This is a genomic window from Leifsonia naganoensis, assembly GCF_013410615.1.
Taxonomy (GTDB): Bacteria; Actinomycetota; Actinomycetes; order Actinomycetales; family Microbacteriaceae; genus Leifsonia; species Leifsonia aquatica.
The window spans coordinates 3,421,148-3,440,073 of record NZ_JACCHJ010000001.1 but is presented as its reverse complement, the minus strand read 5'-3'; the positions used below and the strand labels follow the sequence as shown (position 1 = coordinate 3,440,073).

Annotated in this window: 24 protein-coding genes; 9 read left to right on the top strand and 15 right to left on the bottom strand. The window is 70.6% G+C overall.

What is annotated here, in order from left to right; genetic code table 11:
- The first annotated feature begins 76 nt into the window (after nt 1-76).
- Nucleotides 77-886 carry a ParA family protein gene (locus HNR14_RS16615; RefSeq protein ID WP_039924314.1) on the top strand — a complete coding sequence of 270 codons (810 nt, stop codon included), beginning with the start codon at nt 77-79 and terminating at the stop codon, nt 884-886.
- Between the two features lie 86 nt (nt 887-972).
- Here HNR14_RS16615 and HNR14_RS16610 read toward each other — a convergent pair whose 3' ends face one another.
- From HNR14_RS16610 to HNR14_RS16595, 4 genes are all read right to left on the bottom strand, one after another.
- Nucleotides 973-1,524 carry a MerR family transcriptional regulator gene (locus HNR14_RS16610; protein WP_021765603.1) on the bottom strand — a complete coding sequence of 184 codons (552 nt, stop codon included), beginning with the start codon at nt 1,522-1,524 and terminating at the stop codon, nt 973-975.
- Between the two features lie 131 nt (nt 1,525-1,655).
- The gene (ftsR, locus tag HNR14_RS16605; protein WP_179701905.1) at nt 1,656-2,348 is read right to left on the bottom strand and encodes a transcriptional regulator FtsR; all 693 of its coding nucleotides are present in this window, start codon (nt 2,346-2,348) and stop codon (nt 1,656-1,658) included.
- On the bottom strand, nt 2,348-2,797 hold the full coding sequence (locus tag HNR14_RS16600) for an FHA domain-containing protein (RefSeq protein WP_169730366.1): 450 nt from the start codon (nt 2,795-2,797) through the stop codon (nt 2,348-2,350). The genes ftsR and HNR14_RS16600 overlap by 1 nt, the downstream gene beginning before the upstream one ends.
- Nucleotides 2,798-2,843: 46 nt before the next feature.
- Nucleotides 2,844-3,479: a CDP-alcohol phosphatidyltransferase family protein gene (locus HNR14_RS16595; RefSeq protein ID WP_039924305.1), complete on the bottom strand. Its 636-nt coding sequence runs from the start codon at nt 3,477-3,479 to the stop codon at nt 2,844-2,846.
- A gap of 44 nt (nt 3,480-3,523) precedes the next feature.
- Here HNR14_RS16595 and HNR14_RS16590 point away from each other — a divergent pair, with 44 nt between their 5' ends.
- Nucleotides 3,524-4,351: a DUF1295 domain-containing protein gene (locus HNR14_RS16590; protein ID WP_179701904.1), complete on the top strand. Its 828-nt coding sequence runs from the start codon at nt 3,524-3,526 to the stop codon at nt 4,349-4,351.
- A gap of 3 nt (nt 4,352-4,354) precedes the next feature.
- Here HNR14_RS16590 and HNR14_RS16585 read toward each other — a convergent pair whose 3' ends face one another.
- Nucleotides 4,355-4,852, bottom strand: a complete 498-nt coding sequence (locus HNR14_RS16585; RefSeq protein WP_179701903.1) for a hypothetical protein — start codon at nt 4,850-4,852, stop codon at nt 4,355-4,357.
- 77 nt (nt 4,853-4,929) lie between these two features.
- Between HNR14_RS16585 and HNR14_RS16580 the strand changes: the two genes are divergently transcribed.
- From HNR14_RS16580 to HNR14_RS16570, 3 genes are read left to right on the top strand one after another with little or no spacing between them, the layout of a single operon-like run.
- Entirely contained in the window at nt 4,930-5,406 is a 477-nt protein-coding gene (locus HNR14_RS16580; RefSeq protein ID WP_179701902.1) for a hypothetical protein, read from the top strand.
- A 2-nt stretch (nt 5,407-5,408) separates the two neighbouring features.
- Entirely contained in the window at nt 5,409-5,780 is a 372-nt protein-coding gene (locus HNR14_RS16575) for an RNA-binding S4 domain-containing protein (RefSeq protein WP_021765596.1), read from the top strand.
- Nucleotides 5,780-6,607, top strand: coding sequence for a DUF72 domain-containing protein (locus tag HNR14_RS16570; RefSeq protein ID WP_179701901.1), 828 nt, complete (start codon nt 5,780-5,782; stop codon nt 6,605-6,607). The genes HNR14_RS16575 and HNR14_RS16570 overlap by 1 nt, the downstream gene beginning before the upstream one ends.
- Nucleotides 6,608-6,620: 13 nt before the next feature.
- Here HNR14_RS16570 and HNR14_RS16565 read toward each other — a convergent pair whose 3' ends face one another.
- The gene (locus tag HNR14_RS16565; protein WP_179701900.1) at nt 6,621-7,010 is read right to left on the bottom strand and encodes a VOC family protein; all 390 of its coding nucleotides are present in this window, start codon (nt 7,008-7,010) and stop codon (nt 6,621-6,623) included.
- A 32-nt stretch (nt 7,011-7,042) separates the two neighbouring features.
- The gene (locus HNR14_RS16560; RefSeq protein WP_021765593.1) at nt 7,043-7,993 is read right to left on the bottom strand and encodes a J domain-containing protein; all 951 of its coding nucleotides are present in this window, start codon (nt 7,991-7,993) and stop codon (nt 7,043-7,045) included.
- Between the two features lie 155 nt (nt 7,994-8,148).
- Between HNR14_RS16560 and HNR14_RS16555 the strand changes: the two genes are divergently transcribed.
- Entirely contained in the window at nt 8,149-8,529 is a 381-nt protein-coding gene (locus HNR14_RS16555; protein ID WP_179701899.1) for a VOC family protein, read from the top strand.
- 23 nt (nt 8,530-8,552) lie between these two features.
- Here HNR14_RS16555 and HNR14_RS16550 read toward each other — a convergent pair whose 3' ends face one another.
- From HNR14_RS16550 to HNR14_RS16525, 6 genes are read right to left on the bottom strand one after another with little or no spacing between them, the layout of a single operon-like run.
- A complete protein-coding gene (locus HNR14_RS16550) occupies nt 8,553-9,431 on the bottom strand; it encodes a prenyltransferase (protein WP_179701898.1) in 879 nt (292 codons plus the stop codon).
- Nucleotides 9,428-9,754 (bottom strand): lycopene cyclase domain-containing protein, encoded by a 327-nt coding sequence (locus HNR14_RS20985; RefSeq protein WP_343064520.1) that lies wholly within the window; start codon nt 9,752-9,754, stop codon nt 9,428-9,430. Before HNR14_RS20985 ends, HNR14_RS16550 begins: the two co-directional genes overlap by 4 nt.
- Nucleotides 9,751-10,080 (bottom strand): lycopene cyclase domain-containing protein, encoded by a 330-nt coding sequence (locus HNR14_RS16540; RefSeq protein ID WP_179701897.1) that lies wholly within the window; start codon nt 10,078-10,080, stop codon nt 9,751-9,753. Before HNR14_RS16540 ends, HNR14_RS20985 begins: the two co-directional genes overlap by 4 nt.
- The gene (crtI, locus tag HNR14_RS16535; protein WP_179701896.1) at nt 10,077-11,678 is read right to left on the bottom strand and encodes a phytoene desaturase family protein; all 1,602 of its coding nucleotides are present in this window, start codon (nt 11,676-11,678) and stop codon (nt 10,077-10,079) included. Before crtI ends, HNR14_RS16540 begins: the two co-directional genes overlap by 4 nt.
- Nucleotides 11,675-12,580: a phytoene/squalene synthase family protein gene (locus tag HNR14_RS16530; RefSeq protein WP_179701895.1), complete on the bottom strand. Its 906-nt coding sequence runs from the start codon at nt 12,578-12,580 to the stop codon at nt 11,675-11,677. Before HNR14_RS16530 ends, crtI begins: the two co-directional genes overlap by 4 nt.
- Nucleotides 12,577-13,680, bottom strand: a complete 1,104-nt coding sequence (locus tag HNR14_RS16525) for a polyprenyl synthetase family protein (RefSeq protein ID WP_179701894.1) — start codon at nt 13,678-13,680, stop codon at nt 12,577-12,579. Before HNR14_RS16525 ends, HNR14_RS16530 begins: the two co-directional genes overlap by 4 nt.
- A 90-nt stretch (nt 13,681-13,770) precedes the next feature.
- On the opposite strand from HNR14_RS16525, the gene HNR14_RS16520 reads away from it, so the two are divergent.
- Nucleotides 13,771-14,334 carry a MarR family winged helix-turn-helix transcriptional regulator gene (locus HNR14_RS16520; RefSeq protein ID WP_246311590.1) on the top strand — a complete coding sequence of 188 codons (564 nt, stop codon included), beginning with the start codon at nt 13,771-13,773 and terminating at the stop codon, nt 14,332-14,334.
- Here the strand turns inward: HNR14_RS16520 and HNR14_RS16515 are convergent.
- Nucleotides 14,309-15,814, bottom strand: a complete 1,506-nt coding sequence (locus HNR14_RS16515; RefSeq protein ID WP_179701893.1) for an SDR family oxidoreductase — start codon at nt 15,812-15,814, stop codon at nt 14,309-14,311. The genes HNR14_RS16520 and HNR14_RS16515 overlap by 26 nt on opposite strands.
- Before the next feature lie 80 nt (nt 15,815-15,894).
- Here HNR14_RS16515 and HNR14_RS16510 point away from each other — a divergent pair, with 80 nt between their 5' ends.
- The gene (locus tag HNR14_RS16510; RefSeq protein ID WP_179701892.1) at nt 15,895-16,236 is read left to right on the top strand and encodes a DUF7882 family protein; all 342 of its coding nucleotides are present in this window, start codon (nt 15,895-15,897) and stop codon (nt 16,234-16,236) included.
- A 65-nt stretch (nt 16,237-16,301) separates the two neighbouring features.
- On the opposite strand, the gene HNR14_RS16505 is transcribed toward HNR14_RS16510, so the two are convergent.
- A complete protein-coding gene (locus tag HNR14_RS16505; protein WP_021765581.1) occupies nt 16,302-17,213 on the bottom strand; it encodes a sigma-70 family RNA polymerase sigma factor in 912 nt (303 codons plus the stop codon).
- Between the two features lie 297 nt (nt 17,214-17,510).
- Between HNR14_RS16505 and HNR14_RS16500 the strand changes: the two genes are divergently transcribed.
- Nucleotides 17,511-18,926, top strand: coding sequence for an MFS transporter (locus HNR14_RS16500; protein ID WP_179702714.1), 1,416 nt, complete (start codon nt 17,511-17,513; stop codon nt 18,924-18,926).

Sequence of the window (18,926 nt, the reverse complement as noted above, 5' to 3'; positions counted from 1 at the left end):
AACCTTTCGAGCAGGGGGCGACACCACACAGCAAACGGTTAGGTTCTCTAAGACTAGTGAAGGTAACGTGGCTCTCGTGCACGTACTCAGCGTTAGTTCCCTCAAGGGCGGTGTCGGAAAGACCACGGTGACGCTCGGGCTGGCCTCGGCGGCGTTCGCGAAAGGTCTGCGGACGCTGGTCGTCGACCTCGACCCGCAGTCCGACGTCTCGACCGGCATGGACATCCAGGTCGCCGGTCACCTGAACGTGGCCGACGTGCTCGCCTCCCCGAAGGAGAAGATCGTGCGCGCCGCGATCGCCCCCTCCGGCTGGACCAGGGGCCGTGCCGGCAAGATCGACGTCATGATCGGCAGCCCGTCCGCCATCAACTTCGACGGGCCGCACCCGAGCATCCGCGACATCTGGAAGCTCGAGGAGGCGCTGGCCAACGTCGAGCACGACTACGAGCTCGTCCTCATCGATTGCGCCCCGTCGCTCAACGCCCTCACGCGCACCGCGTGGGCGGCCAGCGACCGTGTGGCCGTCGTCACCGAGCCCGGCCTGTTCTCCGTCGCCGCGGCCGACCGTGCGCTGCGTGCGATCGAGGAGATCCGCCGCGGTCTCTCGCCGCGCCTCCAGCCGCTCGGCATCATCGTCAACCGCGCCCGGGTGCAGTCCTTGGAGCACCAGTTCCGCATCAAGGAGCTGCGCGACATGTTCGGGCCGCTCGTGCTCGCCCCCCAGCTACCGGAGCGCACCTCCCTGCAGCAGGCGCAGGGTGCGGCCAAGCCGCTGCACGTCTGGCCGGGCGAGAGCGCTCAGGAGATGGCGCACAACTTCGACCTGCTCCTGGAGCGGGTCCTGCGCACCGCGCGCATCGGCGAATACGCGACCGCCGGCTCCTGATCAGCGCCTCCTGACAGGCTGCTCCTGAGCCGCACGAAAAAGGACGGCCCGCGTCAGCGGACCGTCCGGTCAGACGATGTCGGTCGTCAGGACGCCTTGGACTTGCTGGCGCGACGCTGAGCGAGTTCGTCGAGGGAGTCGCCCTGCGTGTCGAGCTCGACCAGGCTGGACTCCACCTCGCGAAGGACCTTGCCGACGGCGATGCCGAAGACGCCCTGGCCACGGCTCACGAGGTCGATGACCTCGTCGTTGGACGTGCAGAGGTAGACGCTCGCGCCGTCGCTCATCAGGGTGGTCTGCGCGAGGTCGCTCACACCGGACTCCCGGAGCTGGTTGACGGCCGTGCGGATCTGCTGCAGGGAGATCCCGGTGTCGAGGAGGCGCTTGACGAGCTTCAGGACGAGGATGTCGCGGAAGCCGTAGAGGCGCTGCGAGCCGGAGCCCGCCGCTCCGCGCACGGTCGGCTCGACGAGGCCGGTGCGGGCCCAGTAGTCGAGCTGCCGGTACGAGATGCCGGCCGCGCGAGCGGCGACCGCTCCGCGGTAGCCGTTGGCGTCGTCCATGTCGGGGAGGCCGTCGGTGAACAGGAGGCCCAGGTCGTACCGGGCGGCGCCGTCGTCACGACTCGCTTCGCTCATGATGTTCGCCTCTCGCCCGTTCTCGGATCGTGCGCCGACGGTGGGGGCGCTTCATCAACGGTACCCATGCCGGAGGCCCCGGGCAACGACATCCGCCCATTCACTGTCGGCGTGTCGAGCGGATCCGTCAGTTACGGGCGGATCCGGTCGAGGGAGGAGCGGATGATGCTGCCGCGGACGACGTCGAGCTGGCCGGCGATCTCGCGGGCCAGCTCGGCCGTGCGCGCCTTGCTGGAGACGTCGTTGCGGCGGGCGATCGGGACCAGCGCGGTCTCGATGAGCCCGATCTCGCGCTCGGCCGCGGCGCGGAAGCCGCGCAGGTGGCGCGGCTCGATCCCGGTGCGGCCCAGCTCGACGAGGGCGCCGAGGACGACGAGGGCGTCCTCTCCGTAGACGTCCGCGGGGGCGATGAGGGAGGCGCTCACCGCCTGCTGCAGGAGGTCCGGGGTCGCCCCGGTCCGGCGGAGCAGCTCGTCACGGTCGAACCGGCGATCGTCGCCGAGCATCGAGGGCGCGGCGGCTCCGCCCGGCAGCGCCGGTTCGAGACCGGCGTCGAGGTCGGCGAGGTACGCCTTGATGACCTTGAGCGGCAGGTAGTGGTCGCGCTGCATCTCGAGGACGGTGCGCAGCCGCTCCACGTCCGCCGGGGAGAACTTGCGGTAGCCGGACGCCGTGCGGGCGGGCGACACCAGACCGCGCTCCTCGAGGAAGCGCAGTTTCGACGACGAGAGGTCGGGGAACTCCGGAGTCAGCCGCTCGAGGACCTGGCCGATGCTCAGCAGGGCGCGCGAGGCGGCCGGCGCCCTCGCCGCTTGCCGGGCCACTAGCCGTTCGCCGAAGCGGCGAGGTCTTGGCGCGAAGCGTAGAAGGTGAGGCGGAACTTGCCGATCTGGACCTCGGCCGAATCGGAGAGCAGCGCGCTCTCGATGCGGACGCCGTCGTAGTACGTGCCGTTGAGCGAACCCAGGTCGCGCACCTCGAACGCCGTGCCACGGCGGGTGAACTCCGCGTGGCGGCGCGAGACGGTGACGTCGTCGAGGAAGATCTCGGCGTTGGGGTGACGCCCGGCCGTGGTCACGTCGGCGTCGAGGAGGAACCGCGCGCCGGCGTTCGGGCCGCGGCGGACCACCAGCAGAGCGGAGCCCGAGGGCAGCGCGCCGATCGCCTCCACTTCCTCCGGCGAGATCTCCCCGTCGAGCGGGTACATCTTCGACACGAAGTCCTCGCCGAAGCGGGCCGTGGTGTCCTCATTCCCCGACGCGGCATCACGCAGGGGGTTGTTCCCGGCGTCGTCCGCCGGTCCGGTCAGGTAGTTCTCGTCAGGCACCGTCAACCTCCTCGTGATCCAGCGTATCCGATCGAGCGCCCCCGTCATCGGCCGGAAGGCGTATTACGCGGGCGGTTTCGCGGATATAGACGATCCCGGCCCACCAGTAGAGGAAGGCGCCCCACAGGGCGAAGGCCCAGCCGAGGGGCAGGGAGAACGGCGCGAGGGCCGAGAAGGCCTCCCCCAGCATGAGCAGCGGGAGGGCCCAGAACAGGCAGAAGGTGGCGACTTTGCCGAGGTGGTGCACGGGCAGCGGGCCGAAGCCGTGGTTCGCGAGGATGACGCCGAGCACCGCGAGCATGACGTCGCGGGCGACGATCACGGCGACCAGCCACCAGGGGATGACCTCGCGCCAGGCGAGGCCGATCAGGGCGGCGAAGATGTACAGCCGATCGGCGGCCGGATCGAGGAGCTGCCCGAGGCGGGAGACCTGGTTCAGCCGGCGGGCGAGGTAGCCGTCGAGGAAATCGGTGACGCTGGAGACGACCAGCACGAGCAGCGCGAGCGCGTCGAGGCCGGCGATCACGAACGCCAGGAAGACCGGCACCAGGGCGAGCCGGACGAAGCTCAGGATGTTCGGGATCGTCCAGACGCGGGAACTCACCTCGCGTGCGCCGACTCCATCCACCCCTCCACTCTACTGACGGATGGGCCACGGCCTAGGATGACGACGTGGAGCCCTTCATCGTCTGTCTCTGGATCCTGGCCGCCGTCTGTCTCGTGACGTGGGTCCTCTCCCTCATCACCAACGAGCACTCCTGGGTCGACCGCATCTGGTCGCTGGTGCCGCTGGCGTACGTCTGGGTGTTCGCCGGCGCCGCCGGTCTGCAGGACCCGCGCCTGAACCTCATGGCCGGGCTGGTCACCCTGTGGGGTGCGCGCCTGACCTTCAACTTCGCGCGCAAGGGCGGGTACAAGCCGGGCGGCGAGGACTACCGCTGGGAGGTGCTGCGCGGGCGGATGGGCTCGGCGGCGTTCCAGCTGTTCAACCTCTTCTTCATCGTGATCTACCAGAACGTGCTGCTGCTCCTGATCTCGCTGCCCGCCTGGACGGCCTACGACCACCGCACGCCGCTGGGCCCCCTGGACATCGTGCTCGCCGTCGTCTTCCTCGCCTTCCTCGTGGGCGAGACGGTCGCCGACCAGCAGCAGTGGGACTTCCACGGGTGGAAGAAGGCGGAGGTCGCCGCCGGCCGGACGCCGTCGCCGCGGTTCCTGCAGACCGGTCTCTTCCGCATCTCGCGCCACCCCAACTTCTTCTTCGAGCAGGCGCAGTGGTGGGTCCTCTTCTTCATCGGCTGCGCCGCGGCCGGGTCGGTGCTCCAGTGGACCGTCATCGGTCCGGTGCTGCTCACGGGGCTCTTCATCGGTTCCACGGTCTTCACGGAGAGCATCTCCCGCACGCGCTACCCGGAGTACGCCGAGTACCAGCGCCGCACGTCGCCGATCGTCCCGTGGTTCCCGCGGAGCCGCGACGAGCAGCCGGTCACCGCTCCGTAGCGGTCAGGACGTCGCGGTGACGGGGCGCGCCGGCTTCGGGAAGACCGACCGCATGTGGTCGGAGTCCAGGTAGTCGGCCACGCCGATCAGCAGGAGGCTGAACAGGATCTGCTCGCTCACCATCCAGAGCGGGTAGAGGCCGGGGATGGCCGCGAGCACCAGCGTCACCACGGGGAAGATCTTCGAGAACAGCCGGAGGCGCGAGTACGCCCAGTAGTAGCCCTTCTGCGCGCGCCAGGCGAAGTAGAAGAGCGTGGCGGTCATGGCGAGCACGATGAGGGCGCGCATCCACACGGCGAACGGCAGCGTCTCCCCGCCCACGGTCAGGATCACGGCGACGACGACGGCGGCCAGGCCGATCAGCAGCTCGGCGACGAGCAGCCAGAAGATGACGACGAACGCGCGGCGCGTGCGCGGATGGTCGCGCCCCTCCGCGGGCACCACGTACTCCGCGAGGCGGCCGCCCGCGAGGCGGTCGACCCGCTTCAGCAGTTGTTCCATGCATTCACGGTACCGCGCGCCGCGGATCACGGCGGGTGATCCGGGCGCACCCGGCGTCGAGCGCGTACCGTGGAGGCATGTCGTGCATCCGGTTCAACACCCCTGCCCAGCGCCAGGCGATGCGTGCGCACAGCCCGGCGATGCTCACGGCCGAGGAGGCGGCGGCGCTGCATCCCTCGCCCGAGGTGACGGAGAGCAAGATCCGTCGGCTGCGGCTGCTCGCCACCGACACGAACCCGAAGATCCGGGAGGCTGTCGCGAGCAGCTACAACACCCCTGTCGACCTCTTCGAGACCCTCGCGAAGGACCCCGATGAGGGCGTGCGCGGCTGCGTGGCGAAGAACGAGGCGACGCCCTGTGACATCCTCCGCGCGCTCGCGGACGACCGCTCCGAGACGGTGCGCGGCTGGGTCGCCGTGAACTACTTCGTGCCGGCGGACGTGATGGAGAAGCTCGCGACCGATCGCAGCCGCACCGTCCGCAGCCTGGTGAAGTGGAAGGCGGAGCTGGCCGAGGAGGCCGCGGCCGAGTCCGCCGCACCCGTCGCGGTCTGATCGTGCCCGAGCCGTCGAGCGTCCGCGTCGACTCGTGGGCGTGGGCCGTGCGCCTCTTCAAGACGCGCTCGGCCGCGTCGGACGCGTGCAAGGCCGGGCATCTGAAGGTCAACGGCGAGCGGGCGAAGCCCTCGCAGTCCGTGAAGGTCGGCGACGAGGTCCGCGCGTTCGTCGCCGGGTCGGAGAAGATCTACATCGCGCGACGGCTCATCGTCAAGCGCGTGGGCGCAGCGGTCGCCGCCGACTGCTTCGAGGACCGGACCCCGCCTCCCCCGCCCGCGACCGAGGCGCCGACCGACGTGACCCGCGAGCGCGGAGCCGGGCGCCCGACGAAGCGCGACCGCCGTCTGATCGAGCAGCTGCGGGGGCACTGATGGCGGCCTCGGCGCGCGGGACGGCCCGGGTCGGCATCGCCGGCTGGACCTACGCGCCCTGGCGCGGCGTCTTCTACCCGAAGGGGCTCCCCCACCGTGCCGAGCTCGCCTACGCCGCCGAGCGGCTCGACTCGATCGAGCTCAACGGCAGCTTCTACTCGCTGCAGCGCCCGTCGAGCTGGCGCAAGTGGGCGGCGGAGACGCCGGACGACTTCGTGTTCGCGGTCAAGGGCGGCCGCTACATCACCCACATCCTCCGGCTGAAGAACACCAGGGAAGCGTTAGCCAACTTCTTCGCCTCCGGGATGCTGACGCTCGGACCCAAGCTCGGCCCGCTGCTCTGGCAGCTGCCGCCGAACCTCCCGCTCGATCCGGACGCGCTACACGCCTTCCTCGATTCGTTGCCGAAGACGACGACGGAGGCCGCCGCGCTGGCCGGCGAAAGCACCCTGGACGAGGACAGACGCGATGCGGCGACGCCGGCCGATCGGCCGCTGCGGCACGCGGTGGAGGCGAGGCACCCGTCGTTCGCCGATCCGGCGTTCGCGCGGATCGCCCGCGAGCACGGTGTCGCCGTCGTGGTGGCCGACACGGCCGGCCGCTACCCGCTCCTGCGCGAGGTGACGACCGACTTCGTCTACGTGCGGCTGCACGGCGACGAGGAGCTCTACACAAGCGGCTACACCGATGTGGCCCTCGACCGCTGGGCGACCGATGCCCGGGGCTGGCTCGACGACGGCCTCGACGTGTACGCCTACTTCGACAACGACGTGAAGGTGCGCGCGCCCTACGACGCGATGGGACTCCGCGAGCGGTTGCGCGACTAGTCCTGCAGCACCGCTAGTCCTGCAGCACCGAGAGCACGTTGCCCGCGGGATCGCGGAACCACGCGATGTCGGGGCCGCGGTTCTGACTGCGCCCGCGTAGGACGCCCTTCTCGTCGGTCGGCAGCCGCTCGCCGTCGTAGATCGTCGTGGACACCCCGCGGGCGTTGAGGTCGTCGACGGCCGCATCGATGTCGTCCACCACGAGGTTGAGGATGGTGAACGTCGCGGGCTCGTGGTCCGGCTTCGGGTAGACGAAGACGTGGGAGCCGGCGGGCAGCGCGATGTCGAGGTTGCCCATCGGGCCGTCCGTCACATCGAGGCCGAGGGTGTCGCGGTAGAACGTGCGGGCCGCGTCGATGTCACTGACGCTGAAGCCGCTGAAGATGTCGAGAGGGGTCACCATGCCCCCACTCTGCTCCTCGGCGGGGCGGGCGTCTAGACGAAGCGGATGGACTCCTGGAGGCGGGTGCGCAGTTCGAACGCGCGGTCGACGCTCTCGCGCGCGGCCGCGTTGGCCCCGTCGCGGAGGATCGTGGGCAGCAGCGAGCGCCGCACGACGAGCGAGCCGGAGAGGCGCCCGCGCTGCACGACGTCGAACGGGACCGCGAGGGCGTTGTCGGGCACCACGACGATGAGGGTGGTGAAGCGCACGCCGGCCTGGCGCCCGAAGCTCTTCGCCGCGCGGTGGAGGTCGTGGAATGGCTCCTCGCCGTCCGCGATCCCCGGCCCCACCAGCTCCCCCTTGGCGAGCTTGACCTCGGTGCCCCAGTCGGCGGACCGGAGGGCGAAGAGACCGGCCGGCCCCAGGACGATGTGGTCGATCTTGGCGTCGGACGACGGGTGCACGGCCACGTCGTTCCAGATCGTGAAGCCGATCCCGAGTCCGGAGACGGCCCGCGCGGTGGCCTCCTCGGCCAGGGCCTCGGCGAGCAGCCCGCGGATCTCGCGCGGGGCGGAGCGGACGAGCGCGGGGTCGTAGGGGTCGTCGAGCTCGGCGCCGCGGCCCACCCATTCGCGCAGGAGGGACAGGTAGCGCTCGCGGGCGCGACCACCCGGGTGTCCGTAGCTGCGGGCGCGCACCGTGGCGCCGCGTGCCGAGCGCGCGGAGTGGAACGTCGCGCTGAACCCGCCGCCGTCGCCGTCGTAGCCACCGGCGACCGCGTCGACGGTGACGGTCTCGCCGCGGTCGTAACGCGCGCGGTCCTCGGGGTCGCCGACCAGCTCCCACGCCTCCTGCACCGCCTGGAACGCGGCGGCGGAGCCTCCGGTGTCGGGATGCGTCTGCCGGGCGAGGCGGCGGTACGCGCGCCGCAGCTCCTCCTGCGTCGCGGTGGAGCGGACGCCGAGCACCTCGTAGGGGGTGGCTGCGGCGGGGCTGTCGCTCATTCGGTCGGAGATCCTTCTGTCGTCTGGGGAGGCTCGGTCTCCGACGATAGCGCGCCGGACCGGGCGTTTGCTCGATATCCGATTGCGGACGGAATCTGACCGCAAGCGTGCATAGCCTGGTGGTACACCGGAAGACACGGACAGAAAGGCAGATCATGGCCATCAGCGACTGGCGCATCGAGCTCATCATCCTCCCCGTCGGCGACGTCGACCGGGCGAAGGCGTTCTACGTCGACACCCTCGGCTGGAACGCCGACCACGACCAGCGCGTCTCCCCCACCCTGCGGTTCGTGCAGGTGACGCCGCCCGGCTCCGCGTGCTCCATCGCGTTCGGCGAGGGGCTCTCCGAGATGGCGCCCGGCACCATGCAGGGGCTGCAGATCGTGATCCCCGACGCCGACGAGGCCCTCGCGCACCTGCAGGAGCACGGCGTGGACGCGCAGGGTGTCGCCGATCTCGCGTGGGGCCGGTTCGTGACGTTCACGGACCCGGACGGCAACGCGTGGTCGCTCCAGCAGCTCCCGGCGCGGTCCTGACGACAGCCGTCAGCCTTCCCCCGTCAGCGCAGGGCGTAGCCGATCAGCAGCATGGTCACGAGGAAACCGCACGCGTAGTTGATCCAGAGGAAGCGCCGCCAGCCCCGGTTGGCGGCGCTCGACTGCGCGTCCGTGACGGACCAGAACGGCGCGGCCGCCAGGATGTACGGCACGGCGAGGATCGCTGCAAGCGGCCCGGGCCATGCGGTGAAGAGCACGCACACCCCGGCGAGCGCCCACGCTCCGATGGCGAAGCGGGTGGTGCGGGCGGCACCGAGCACGGTGGCGATGGAGGCGATGCCGCCCTCGCGGTCGGGCACCACGTCCTGCACGGCGCCGAACGCGTGGCTGCCGACGCCCCAGAGGAAGAACGCCAGGAGCACCAGCCAGAGCTGCGGGGTGAAGACGGCACCCGCCAGCACCAGTCCGTAGAGGGCCGGGCTGCTGAAGTGGAAGCTGGAGGTCGCGGAATCGAGGAACGGGATCTCCTTGAAGCGGAGCCCCCGCACCGAGTAGGCGAGCACGGCGAAGACGCTCGCCGCGAGCACCAGCCACGACAGCGGCGATCCGACTACGACGAGGTAGACCAGGAAGGGAGCGCTGCTCACCGCCGAGGCGATCAGCGTGCGCCGGTGCATCCCCCGGTCGAGCAGCGCGCCCTCCGCTCCGCCCTTGCGGGGGTTGCGCAGGTCGGACTCGTAGTCGAAGACGTCGTTCACGCCGTACATCGTGAGGTTGTACGGGATGAGGAAGTAGAGCGTCCCGATCACCAGCGTCAGGTCGACGTGCCCGGTGGCCAGCAGGTACGCGGCGGCGAAGGGGAAGGCCGTGTTGATCCAGCTGACCGGCCGGGAGGCGATCAGCAGCTGCCGCCACGGTGCGGGTGCGGTAGCCGTCGTCATCCCTCCTCCCCCGACCGCCGACGCAGGAGCAGCCACACGGCGGGGAGCAGGAGCAGCCCGGCGAGCGGGTACGCGAAGTCCTCGATCGGGACGAGCCCGAGCCGCAGACCGGCCAGGTGAGCGCCGCCGTAGGTCATCAGGCCGACGCCGATCATCAGGTTGTCGAAGACGGCGGTCAGGACCGCGATCAGCACGCCGGCGACCGTCACCGGCAGCCACCAGCGCCGGACGAGGCTGCGGCGATCGCGCGCCAGCGTCAGGGCGACGGCGAGGACCACTGCGGCCACGGCGAGGAAGCCCAGACTGAGCCACAGATAGGTCACGAGCGCTCGGCCTTCCGCCGGTCCAGGAGGGTGCGACCGCCGAACACGAGGACCAGCGTGAGATAGCAGAGGAAGAGGAGGAAGAAGATCTCCTCCAGCGGCAGCTCCGGCGCGACCTCGATACCGGTCATGAAGCGGGACCCGCCGCGGGCGAAGATGCCCAGGGCGATGCCGGCCGCATCCCACGCGAGGAAGAACAGGAGGCCGACGGCGAGGGTGATGCCCGCCCGGCGGGCGTCCCGCCAGAAGACGAGCCGGAAGCGCCGGTCGAGCAGCACCATCGCCGCGAGCGAGACGAGCAGGGCGCCCAGATAGATCAGGCTCACGGCACGCGCTCCGACCGCGAGGCCGTCGCGACGAGCGGCTCGGGCAGCGGCGTGGCGGAGACGTCGCCGCGCATCCGCTTCACGACGAGCTCGGCGCTGATCAGGCACATCGGCAGACCGATGCCCGGGATGGTCGAGCAGCCCGCGTAGAACAGGCCGTCGACGCGCGACGACGCGTTGCCAGGGCGGAAGAAGGCGCTCTGCCGCAGCGTGTGCGCCGGCCCGAGCGCTCCCCCGCTCCACGAGTTCACGTCGCGGGCGAAGTCCTCGGGCCCGACCGTGCGGCGGACGACGACGCGGTCGGCGAGGTCGGGGATGCCGGCCCACGCCCCGACCTGCGCGATCGCGGCGTCGGCGGTGCGTTCGACGAGGCGGTCGCCCGCGCCGTCCACACCTCCCGAGCCGATGGACTCGTCGGCGGGGACGGGTACGAGCACGAACAGGTTCTCGTACCCCTCCGGCGCGACGCCCGGGTCGGTCGCGCTCGGCATGCAGACGTAGAGCGAGGCCGGGTCCGGGATTCCCGGCTCGGACCCGTAGATGCGCTCGAAGTTGGCCGCCCAGTCGGTGGTGAAGAACAGGTTGTGGTGCGTGAGCTGCGGGAGCCTCCCGCGGATCCCGAGCATGACGAGGACCGCACCCGGCCCGGGGTTGCGCTTCTCCCAGACCCGCTCGGGATGCGTGCGCAGCTCCGGCGGGAGCAGTCGCGTCTCGGTGTGGTGCAGGTCGGCGGCCGAGACCACCACGTCGGCATCGAGCTCGCGCGGAGTACCTGACGCATCGACGTAGGAGACCCCTGTCGCGCGGGCCGCGGCGTTGCCGCCTGCGGTGCGGATCGCGGTCACCCGCGCACCTGTGACGATGCGCGCACCGGCCTCCGCCGCGAGCGCGGCGACCCGGCCGATCAGGGCGGTGAAGCCGCCCATCGGATAGCGGACGCCGTCGTCGAGGTCGAGGTGGCTCATCAGGCTGTACATGCTCGGCGCGCGATCGGGAGAGGTGCCGAGGAACACCGCGGGGTAGCCGAGGATCTGCCGGAGCCGCACATCCCGCACGTAGCCGGCGGCGTACCGGTCGAGTGGTTCGAGGAGCAACCGCACGAGGCGCCCGGCGCGGCGCAGGAGCGACCTCGTCAGCAGCGGGCGGAACGAGGCGAAGGTTCCATAGAGGAACGACGAGACGGCCATGCGATAGGTCTCGCGTGCACGGGCGAGGTAGCGGTCGAGCGCTGCGCCCGCTCCCGGCTCGACGCTCTCGAACAACGCACGGTTGGCGGCGCCGTCCGCGCGCACGTCGAGCGGCGGCCTCCCGTCCTCCGAGAAGACGCGGTAGCCGGGGTCCAGGGTGACGAGGTCGAGCTGCTCGGCCGTGCTGGTCCCCATCAGGGCGAAGAAGTGGTCGAAGACCTCCGGCATCAGGTACCAGGAGGGACCGGTGTCGAAGCGGAACCCATCGTGCTCCCACGAGCCTGCGCGTCCGCCGACAACGGCGGACTGCTCGAGCAGAGTCACGTCGTGGCCGTCGCGGGCCAGGAGCGCGGCCGACGCGAGACCGGCGATCCCGCCGCCGATCACGACGACCCGACGCCGGCCGGTCACCGCCGGGACCCCGTGCCGGCGCGGACGAGGATGGCGAGCTTGGTGCGCGTCGGTACGCTGACACGCCGCGTGAGGAGTTCCTCGGCCGGAGTGGAGCGGATGCGATCGCTCAGCTCGGCGAAGAGACCGTGGGCAGCGAGGACCGCGCGGCGGCAGTTGTCCGGCAGCTCCGGGATGACGTCGGCAGCAGCGCCCAGGTCGCAGTCGATGTCGACCACGAGGGCGAGCTTCTGCCGCTCGGTCAGCCGGCTGGGGTCGATGCCCGGGAAGTAGCTGCGGCCGAGCTCCGCGTAGTCGACCGCGAGGTCGCGGAGGAAGTTGATCTTCTGGAACGCCGAGCCGAGCCGCTGCGCGCCGATCTCGAGCCGCCTGCGGGTGTCGTCGGTGACCGGGCGGCCCGCCAGAAAGGCGGCGAGGCACATCAGTCCGATCACCTCGGCCGAGCCGTAGATGTAGGACCGGAGCTCCTCGGACGTGAAGTCGACCGGACTGAGGTCCCGTCGCATGGACGCGAAGAACGGGCGGGTGAGCTCGGTGCCGAAGCCGGAGGCGCGGGCGGTCGACGCGAAGGAGTGGACGACGACGTTGGCGCTGTAGCCGGTGCGCATCGCCCGCTCGGTGTCGGCTTCGAGGGCGTCGAGGAGGTCGCGCTGATCGGCGACGGAGAGCCCGGCCTCGGCGGCCGCGCCGTCGACGATCTCGTCGGCGACCCGGACGAGCGAGTAGACGTCCTCCACCCGCGGGCGCACCTCGGCGCCGAGAAGCCGCGTCGCCATCCCGAACGAGGTGGAGTACTCGCGGATGATGGTCGCGGCGCCGGCGTGCGCGGCGCGCGTGTACAGCGCCAGGTCGGTCGGCTGCGCCGAGGCCGAGGGCGTGGAGGCGACGGGTGTGCGCGTCATCGGATCCTCCCGACGCAGCTGCGGGCGATCGTGGTGAGTTCGGCGGCGAGGCCCGACGGCACCTCGGGCACGTCGATCGCGGCGACCGCCTGGTCGACGTGGTCGGCGATGAGGCGTTCGACGAAGCGGCGGGCGCCGCAGCGCTCCAGGATGTCCGCGAGTGCGGCGGCCTCCAGCACGGAGAGATCATCGCGGCCGAGGCCGGCGGCGATCTCGGGCCAGCTGTCGGTGCTGCGGGCGAAGGCGATGAGGGTGGTCTTCTTGCCCTCGCGGAGATCGCTCAGCACGCTCTTGCCGGTGTGCTGCTGATCCCCGTAGATGCCCAGGAGGTCGTCGCCGAGCTGGAACGCCGTTCCGACGAGCCGGCCGTAATCGGCCAGCACCGCGAGCAGGCCGTCGTCGCCACCGGCGAGGATCGTCCCGGCCATGACAGGGCCGGCGACGGAGTAGGCGGCGGTCTTGCGCTCGGTCATCCCCAGGACGGCCGGCAGGGACGGCGTGGTCAGCCCGATCGCGAGCCCCACATCGGCCAGCTCGCCGGCGGCGGTGACGACCACCGAATGGTCCAGGACGTCGAGCAGACGACCACGTGCGGCCGCCGGGATGTCGAGGCGGCCGACGAGAGCAGTCGCCGCGTGCAGGAGGAGGTCGCCGGCGAGGATCGACGCGGACTCCCCCCAGAGGCGCGCCTGCGGGCGCGGCGTGCCGTGCGTCGCGGCGTCGGCCGCGAACTCGCCGGAGAGGTTGGGGCGCCCTCGACGCACGGTGTCGCCGTCGATGACGTCGTCGTGGAGCAGGAAGGCGGTGTGCAGCAGCTCGAAGGCCGTGGCGGTGTCGATCGCCGCAGCGTCGATCTCGCCGCCCAGGGCGGCGAGCGCCGCGAGCACGAAGCGCGGGCGCATCCGCTTACCGCCGTCCGCGGCGGCGCGGGCACTGGACCACAGGTGCTGGTAGTCGTCCCCGTACGCCGCCGAGGCGGCGATGCGCTCCGCGAAGAAGGCGGCGAGCCGGCCGTCGACGGCCGCGAGGCCTCCCTCGATGTCGGCGGTCTGGATCCGTACGGACTCCGGCCGGTCGATGCGGGAATCGAAGCGGGTCATCCGGACCTCCTCGTGTGCGAACGACCATAATGTCTAGCCAAGATAGAAAATAACTTAGCACGCTTCTTACTCGTCGCATAAGATAGCCGCATGAGCTCCAGGGACGATGCGCGCCGCATCTCCGGGTCGATGATCGACCCGCGCGTCATCGACCCCCGGCAGGAGCTCGTCCGCCACGACGACCTGCCGGAATCCGAGCTCGCCGAGATCGTGGCGGTGCTGAGCGCGATGCGTGGCTGGCGTGAGGCGGAGCAGCGGCTGAGCTTCGAGTCGCGCAGCAAGATGCGGCTCAACGAGACCGACATGAAGGCCCTGCGGTACGTGATCGCCTCCATGAACGCGGGCATAGCGGTGACCGCCGGCGCGCTGGCCGAGCATCTCCACATCTCCACCGCCTCCACGACCAAGCTGCTGGACCGGCTGGAGGCGTCCGGCCACGTCGTGCGCCGGCCGCATCCGACCGACCGGCGAGCGGTGACGGTCGAGATCACCCCCGAGACGCATCGCGAGGTGCGTCGGACGATGGGTCTGCAGCACGCCAGGCGCTTCGACGTGGCGCGGTCGCTGACGTCCGACGAGCGCGCGGTGGTCACACGATTCCTGACGGATCTCAGTGCGACCACGCTCGTCACCCCTCCGCCGGCGGAGGACTGACGACCGACCGCAACCGGTCCGGCTCCGTCACGATGCGGTTCGCCATGCCGTTGAAGATGACGCCGTGGAACGGCAGGATCGAGTACCAGTAGAGGCGCCCGGCGAGACCGCGCGGGAAGAAGACCGCGCGCTGCCAGTAGCGGGACCCGCCGTCCGGAGCGGGCGTGACGGCCAGCTCGAGCCAGGCCCGACCGGGCACCCGCATCTCGGCGCGCAGCCGGAGGTCGCCTCCCTCGGGTCCGCGTGTGACACGTTCCACGCGCCACCAGTCGAGCGCGTCTCCGGTGGAGAGGCGGTCCGCGTCGCGCCGCCCGCGTCGCAGCCCGACGCCGCCGACCAGCTTGTCCATCCACCCGCGCAGCGCCCACGCCAGCGGGAACGAATACCACCCGCGCTCCCCGCCGATCCCCTCGACCACGCGCCAGAGATCGGTCGGGGCGGCGTCGGAGGTGCGCTCCCGCACATCCGTGTAGACCGTGTGACCGGCCCACTCCGGGTCGCTCGGCAGCGGGTCGCTCGGCGCTCCGGCGACGGACGAGTTGCGCCAGGTCGTCTCGATGTCGCCGTCGCGCATGCGCGCCAGCGCGAGGCGCACGGCCGTGCGGTACCCGGTGAGGCCTCCCTCGGGCGGCGGGATGACACCGTCGATGTCGTGCTCGTGCATCACGCAGTCGTACTGCAGCGACTCGATGATCGGCACCGCAAGGCTGCGCGGGATGGGCGTCACGAGGTTCACCCACTGGGACGCGAGCCACGGCGTGAACACCGGCAGGGACGCGATCGGCCGCTGCGGCAGCCCGGACTCCACCGCGAAGCCGTTCATCATCTGGCCGTAGCGCAGGATGTCGGGGCCGCCCACGTCGAACGCGCGCGAGACCTCGGGCGGCAGGTCGGCGGCCTCGACGAGGTAGTGCAGCACATCCCGGATCGCGATGGGCTGGATGCGGTTGCGCACCCACTTGGGCGCGGGCATGTACGGCAGCACCTCCGTGAGGTGGCGGATCATCTCGAACGACGCCGATCCCGAGCCGATCACGACGCCCGCCTGCAGCACGATGGTCGGCACGCCGGAGTCCAGCAGGATGCGCCCGACGGCGACCCTCGACCGGAGGTGCCGGGAGAGCGGCCCTTCGGGATGCAGCGCCCCGAGGTAGACGATGCGGCGCACGCCCGCCTCCTTCGCCGCGGTCGCCACCGTGCGGGCCGCCGCCGACTCCTCGTCCTCGAAGTCGCCCCGGGCGCGCATCGAGTGGACCAGGTAGTAGACGACGTCCATCCCCTCCATCGCCCGGGCGACCGAGTCGGGATCACCGAGGTCGCCCTGGACGACCTCGACGTCGTCGGCCCACGGCACGTCGGCCAGCTTCTGCGGCGAGCGCGCCAGCACGCGGACGGTGTGGCCGCGCTCGAGCAGCCGCGGGACGAGCCTCCCGCCGACGTACCCGGTCGCTCCGGTCACGAGTACACGCTGCGGGGTCATGCGCCGACCATACGCCGAGGGGCGCGAGCCGCAACCGGGGTCGGCGTGGCCATGACGCCGGCGTCATGTACGGTTCTGGCATGGGCAAGCTCGTATACGCCGGCACGACCGAGATCGGCTTCGAGGACCGCGTCCTCGCACACCTGCAGATCGTCATCGGTCTCAAGCTCCGGCGCAAGGAGGGGTTCTTCTTCTCCTGGCGGGATGAGCAGAGCGTCGGCGACGGCCGCAGCGCGATCTGGATCGACCCCGCCGTCCCCCTGTTGTTCCGCTACAGCGGGGGGCGTCAGCCGAAGATCAACAAGACGTGGCTGGAGGCGCTGACGATCTCGTCGAACAGCTCCGCCGGGCTGCAGCTGACCGAGGAGATCGGGGCGCTCGGCGCCGACGAGGTCGACTCGGACTCGCCTCCCGGCAAGTAATCCCCCGCAGACGACAGGACCCCGCGCTCGGCTGAGCACGGGGTCCTCGTCTCGTGTGCGGGCGATCAGCGCAGGTACTCGAGCAGCTCGGGGCAGCGCAGCCGCTTGAGGCTGCGGGTCTCGAGCTGGCGGACGCGCTCGCGGGTGATGCCGTAGACCTCGCCGACCTCGTCGAGCGTCATCGGCTTCTGGCCGTCGAGGCCGAAGCGCATGCGGACGACCTTCGCGTCGCGCGGCGGGAGGTCGCGCAGCCGCTCCTCGAGGTCGCGGTGGCGGAAGACGACCTCGACCGCCTCCGGCGGGGTCGGGAAGTCGTCGTCTTCGATCAGGTCGCCGAGTTCGGCGCCCTCGTTCTCGCCGACCGGGACGGCCAGCGACACGGTCTCGGAGTCGCTCATCTGCAGCTTGTGGACCTCGGCCTCGGTCAGGTTGGCGGCTTCCGCCATCTCCTCCAGCGTGGGCGTGCGGCCCAGCTCGCCGCCGAGGTCGCGGCGGATGCGGTCGAGCTTGTCGATCTTCTCCACCGTGTGGACGGGGATGCGGATCATGCGCGCGGTGTCGGCGATGCCGCGGAGGATCGACTGGCGGATCCACCAGGTGGCGTAGGTCGAGAACTTGTTCCCGGTGCGGTAGTCGAACTTCTCGACCGCACGGACGAGTCCGAGGTTGCCCTCCTGGATCAGGTCCATCACCGGCAGGCCGCGGCCCGAGTAGCGCTTGGCGATGCTGACCACCAGGCGCAGGTTCGCCTCGATGAAGCGCTCGAACGCGCGCTTGCCGTCGTCGGCGAGGTACTGCAGCTCGCGCTTCTCGCGGGCGGTGAGTCCCGGCCGCTTGCTCAGGCGCTCTCCGGCGAGGACTCCCACCTCGATGCGCTTGGCGAGCGCCACCTCCTCGTCGGCGGTCAGCAGTCGCGTCCGTCCGATCGAGTTCAGGTAGTCGCGTACCGGGTCGCTGGTCACTTCGAGCACAGTCATCGTGTCATCCCATTCAGCTCGTACTGTCGTGCGTTGCCTCGGTGTTTCGGCTGCGGCTGCCGGGGTCATCCGGGATCGCCGCACACTCAGAGTAGGCAGGGGGCCCTGGCCCCCAACAAGGGGTTGACACCGTACTCGGCGATGCGCTAGCCGCCTAGCCCCTGCTCCGTTTCGCCGGTCGTGTCAAGGTCCTCCCGGGAAATACCCACGGATCGTACGGTGAGCTTCGTGAGTACACGTACACCGGGTTCCCAGCAACCGACACTGTCCACGATCCGCACGCTCATCCCGGCGCGGATGGACCGCCTCCCCTGGTCGCGCTTCCACTGGTTGGTCGTGCTGGGCCTCGGCACCGTCTGGATCCTCGACGGCCTCGAGGTCACCATCGTCGGCGCGATCGGCAGCCGGCTGACCGAGCCGGACAGCGGCCTCGGCCTGACGACCGCACAGGTCGGTCTGGCCGCGGCGATCTACGTCGCCGGCGCGTGCGTCGGCGCTCTGGTGTTCGGGTACCTCACGGATCGCTTCGGCCGGAAGAAGCTCTTCATCCTCACGCTGGGGCTCTACCTGGTCGCGACCGTGCTCACCGCCTTCTCCATCGCCCCCTGGATGTTCTTCGTCTTCCGCTTCTTCACCGGTGCCGGCATCGGCGGCGAGTACGCGGCGATCAACTCGGCGATCGACGAACTCATCCCGGCCCGCCGCCGCGGTCTCGTCGACCTCGCGATCAATGGCTCCTACTGGCTCGGCACCGCCTTCGGCGCGGTGCTCACCGTCTTCCTCCTGAACGAGCAGCTCTTCGCCGCGGACATCGGATGGCGCATCGCCTTCGGCCTGGGCGCCGTGCTCGGCCTCGTGATCCTCCTCGTGCGCCGCAACGTGCCCGAGTCCCCGCGCTGGCTCTTCATCCACGGGCGCGACGAAGAGGCCGAGAAGCTGGTGGACGGGATCGAGCACGACATCGAGAAGGAGAGCGGCGAGTCCCTCCCCGTCGTCCCCGACGACAAGGGCATCGAGATCCGTCAGCGCCGCTCGACCGGGTTCGGCGAGATCGTCCGCACCGCCGTCACGCGGTACCCCAAGCGCTTCGTGCTCGGGCTGTCGCTCTTCATCGGGCAGGCGTTCCTGTACAACGCCGTCTTCTTCACGTACTCCCTCGTGCTCACGAAGCTCCTCCACGTGCCGGACGACGTCGCGCCGTGGGCACTCGTGCCGATCGCGATCGGCAACTTCCTCGGCCCGATGATCCTCGGCCACCTCTTCGACACCGTGGGCCGCAAGTTCATGATCACGCTGTCGTATGTCGGCAGCGGCATCCTCCTCGTCGGCACCGCCATCCTGTTCGACACCGGCGCGCTCGACGCCTTCTGGCTGACCGCGTGCTGGATGGTCGTCTTCTTCCTCGCCTCGGCCGGCGCCAGCAGCGCCTACCTGACCGTGAGCGAGATCTTCCCGATGGAGACCCGGGCCATGTCGATCGCCTTCTTCTACGCGGTCGGCACCGGCCTCGGTGGGATCATCGGACCGATCCTGTTCGGCCAGCTGATCGAGGGCGGCATCCACTCCGTCGTCATCGGCTACTACATCGGCGCCGGCCTGATGATCGCGGCGGGACTCGTCGAGCTCTTCCTCGGGATCGCCGCGGAGGGCCGCTCGCTCGAGGACATCGCGCAGCCGCTGTCGGCGGAGACGAAGGCCCAGCCCGCGACGTGA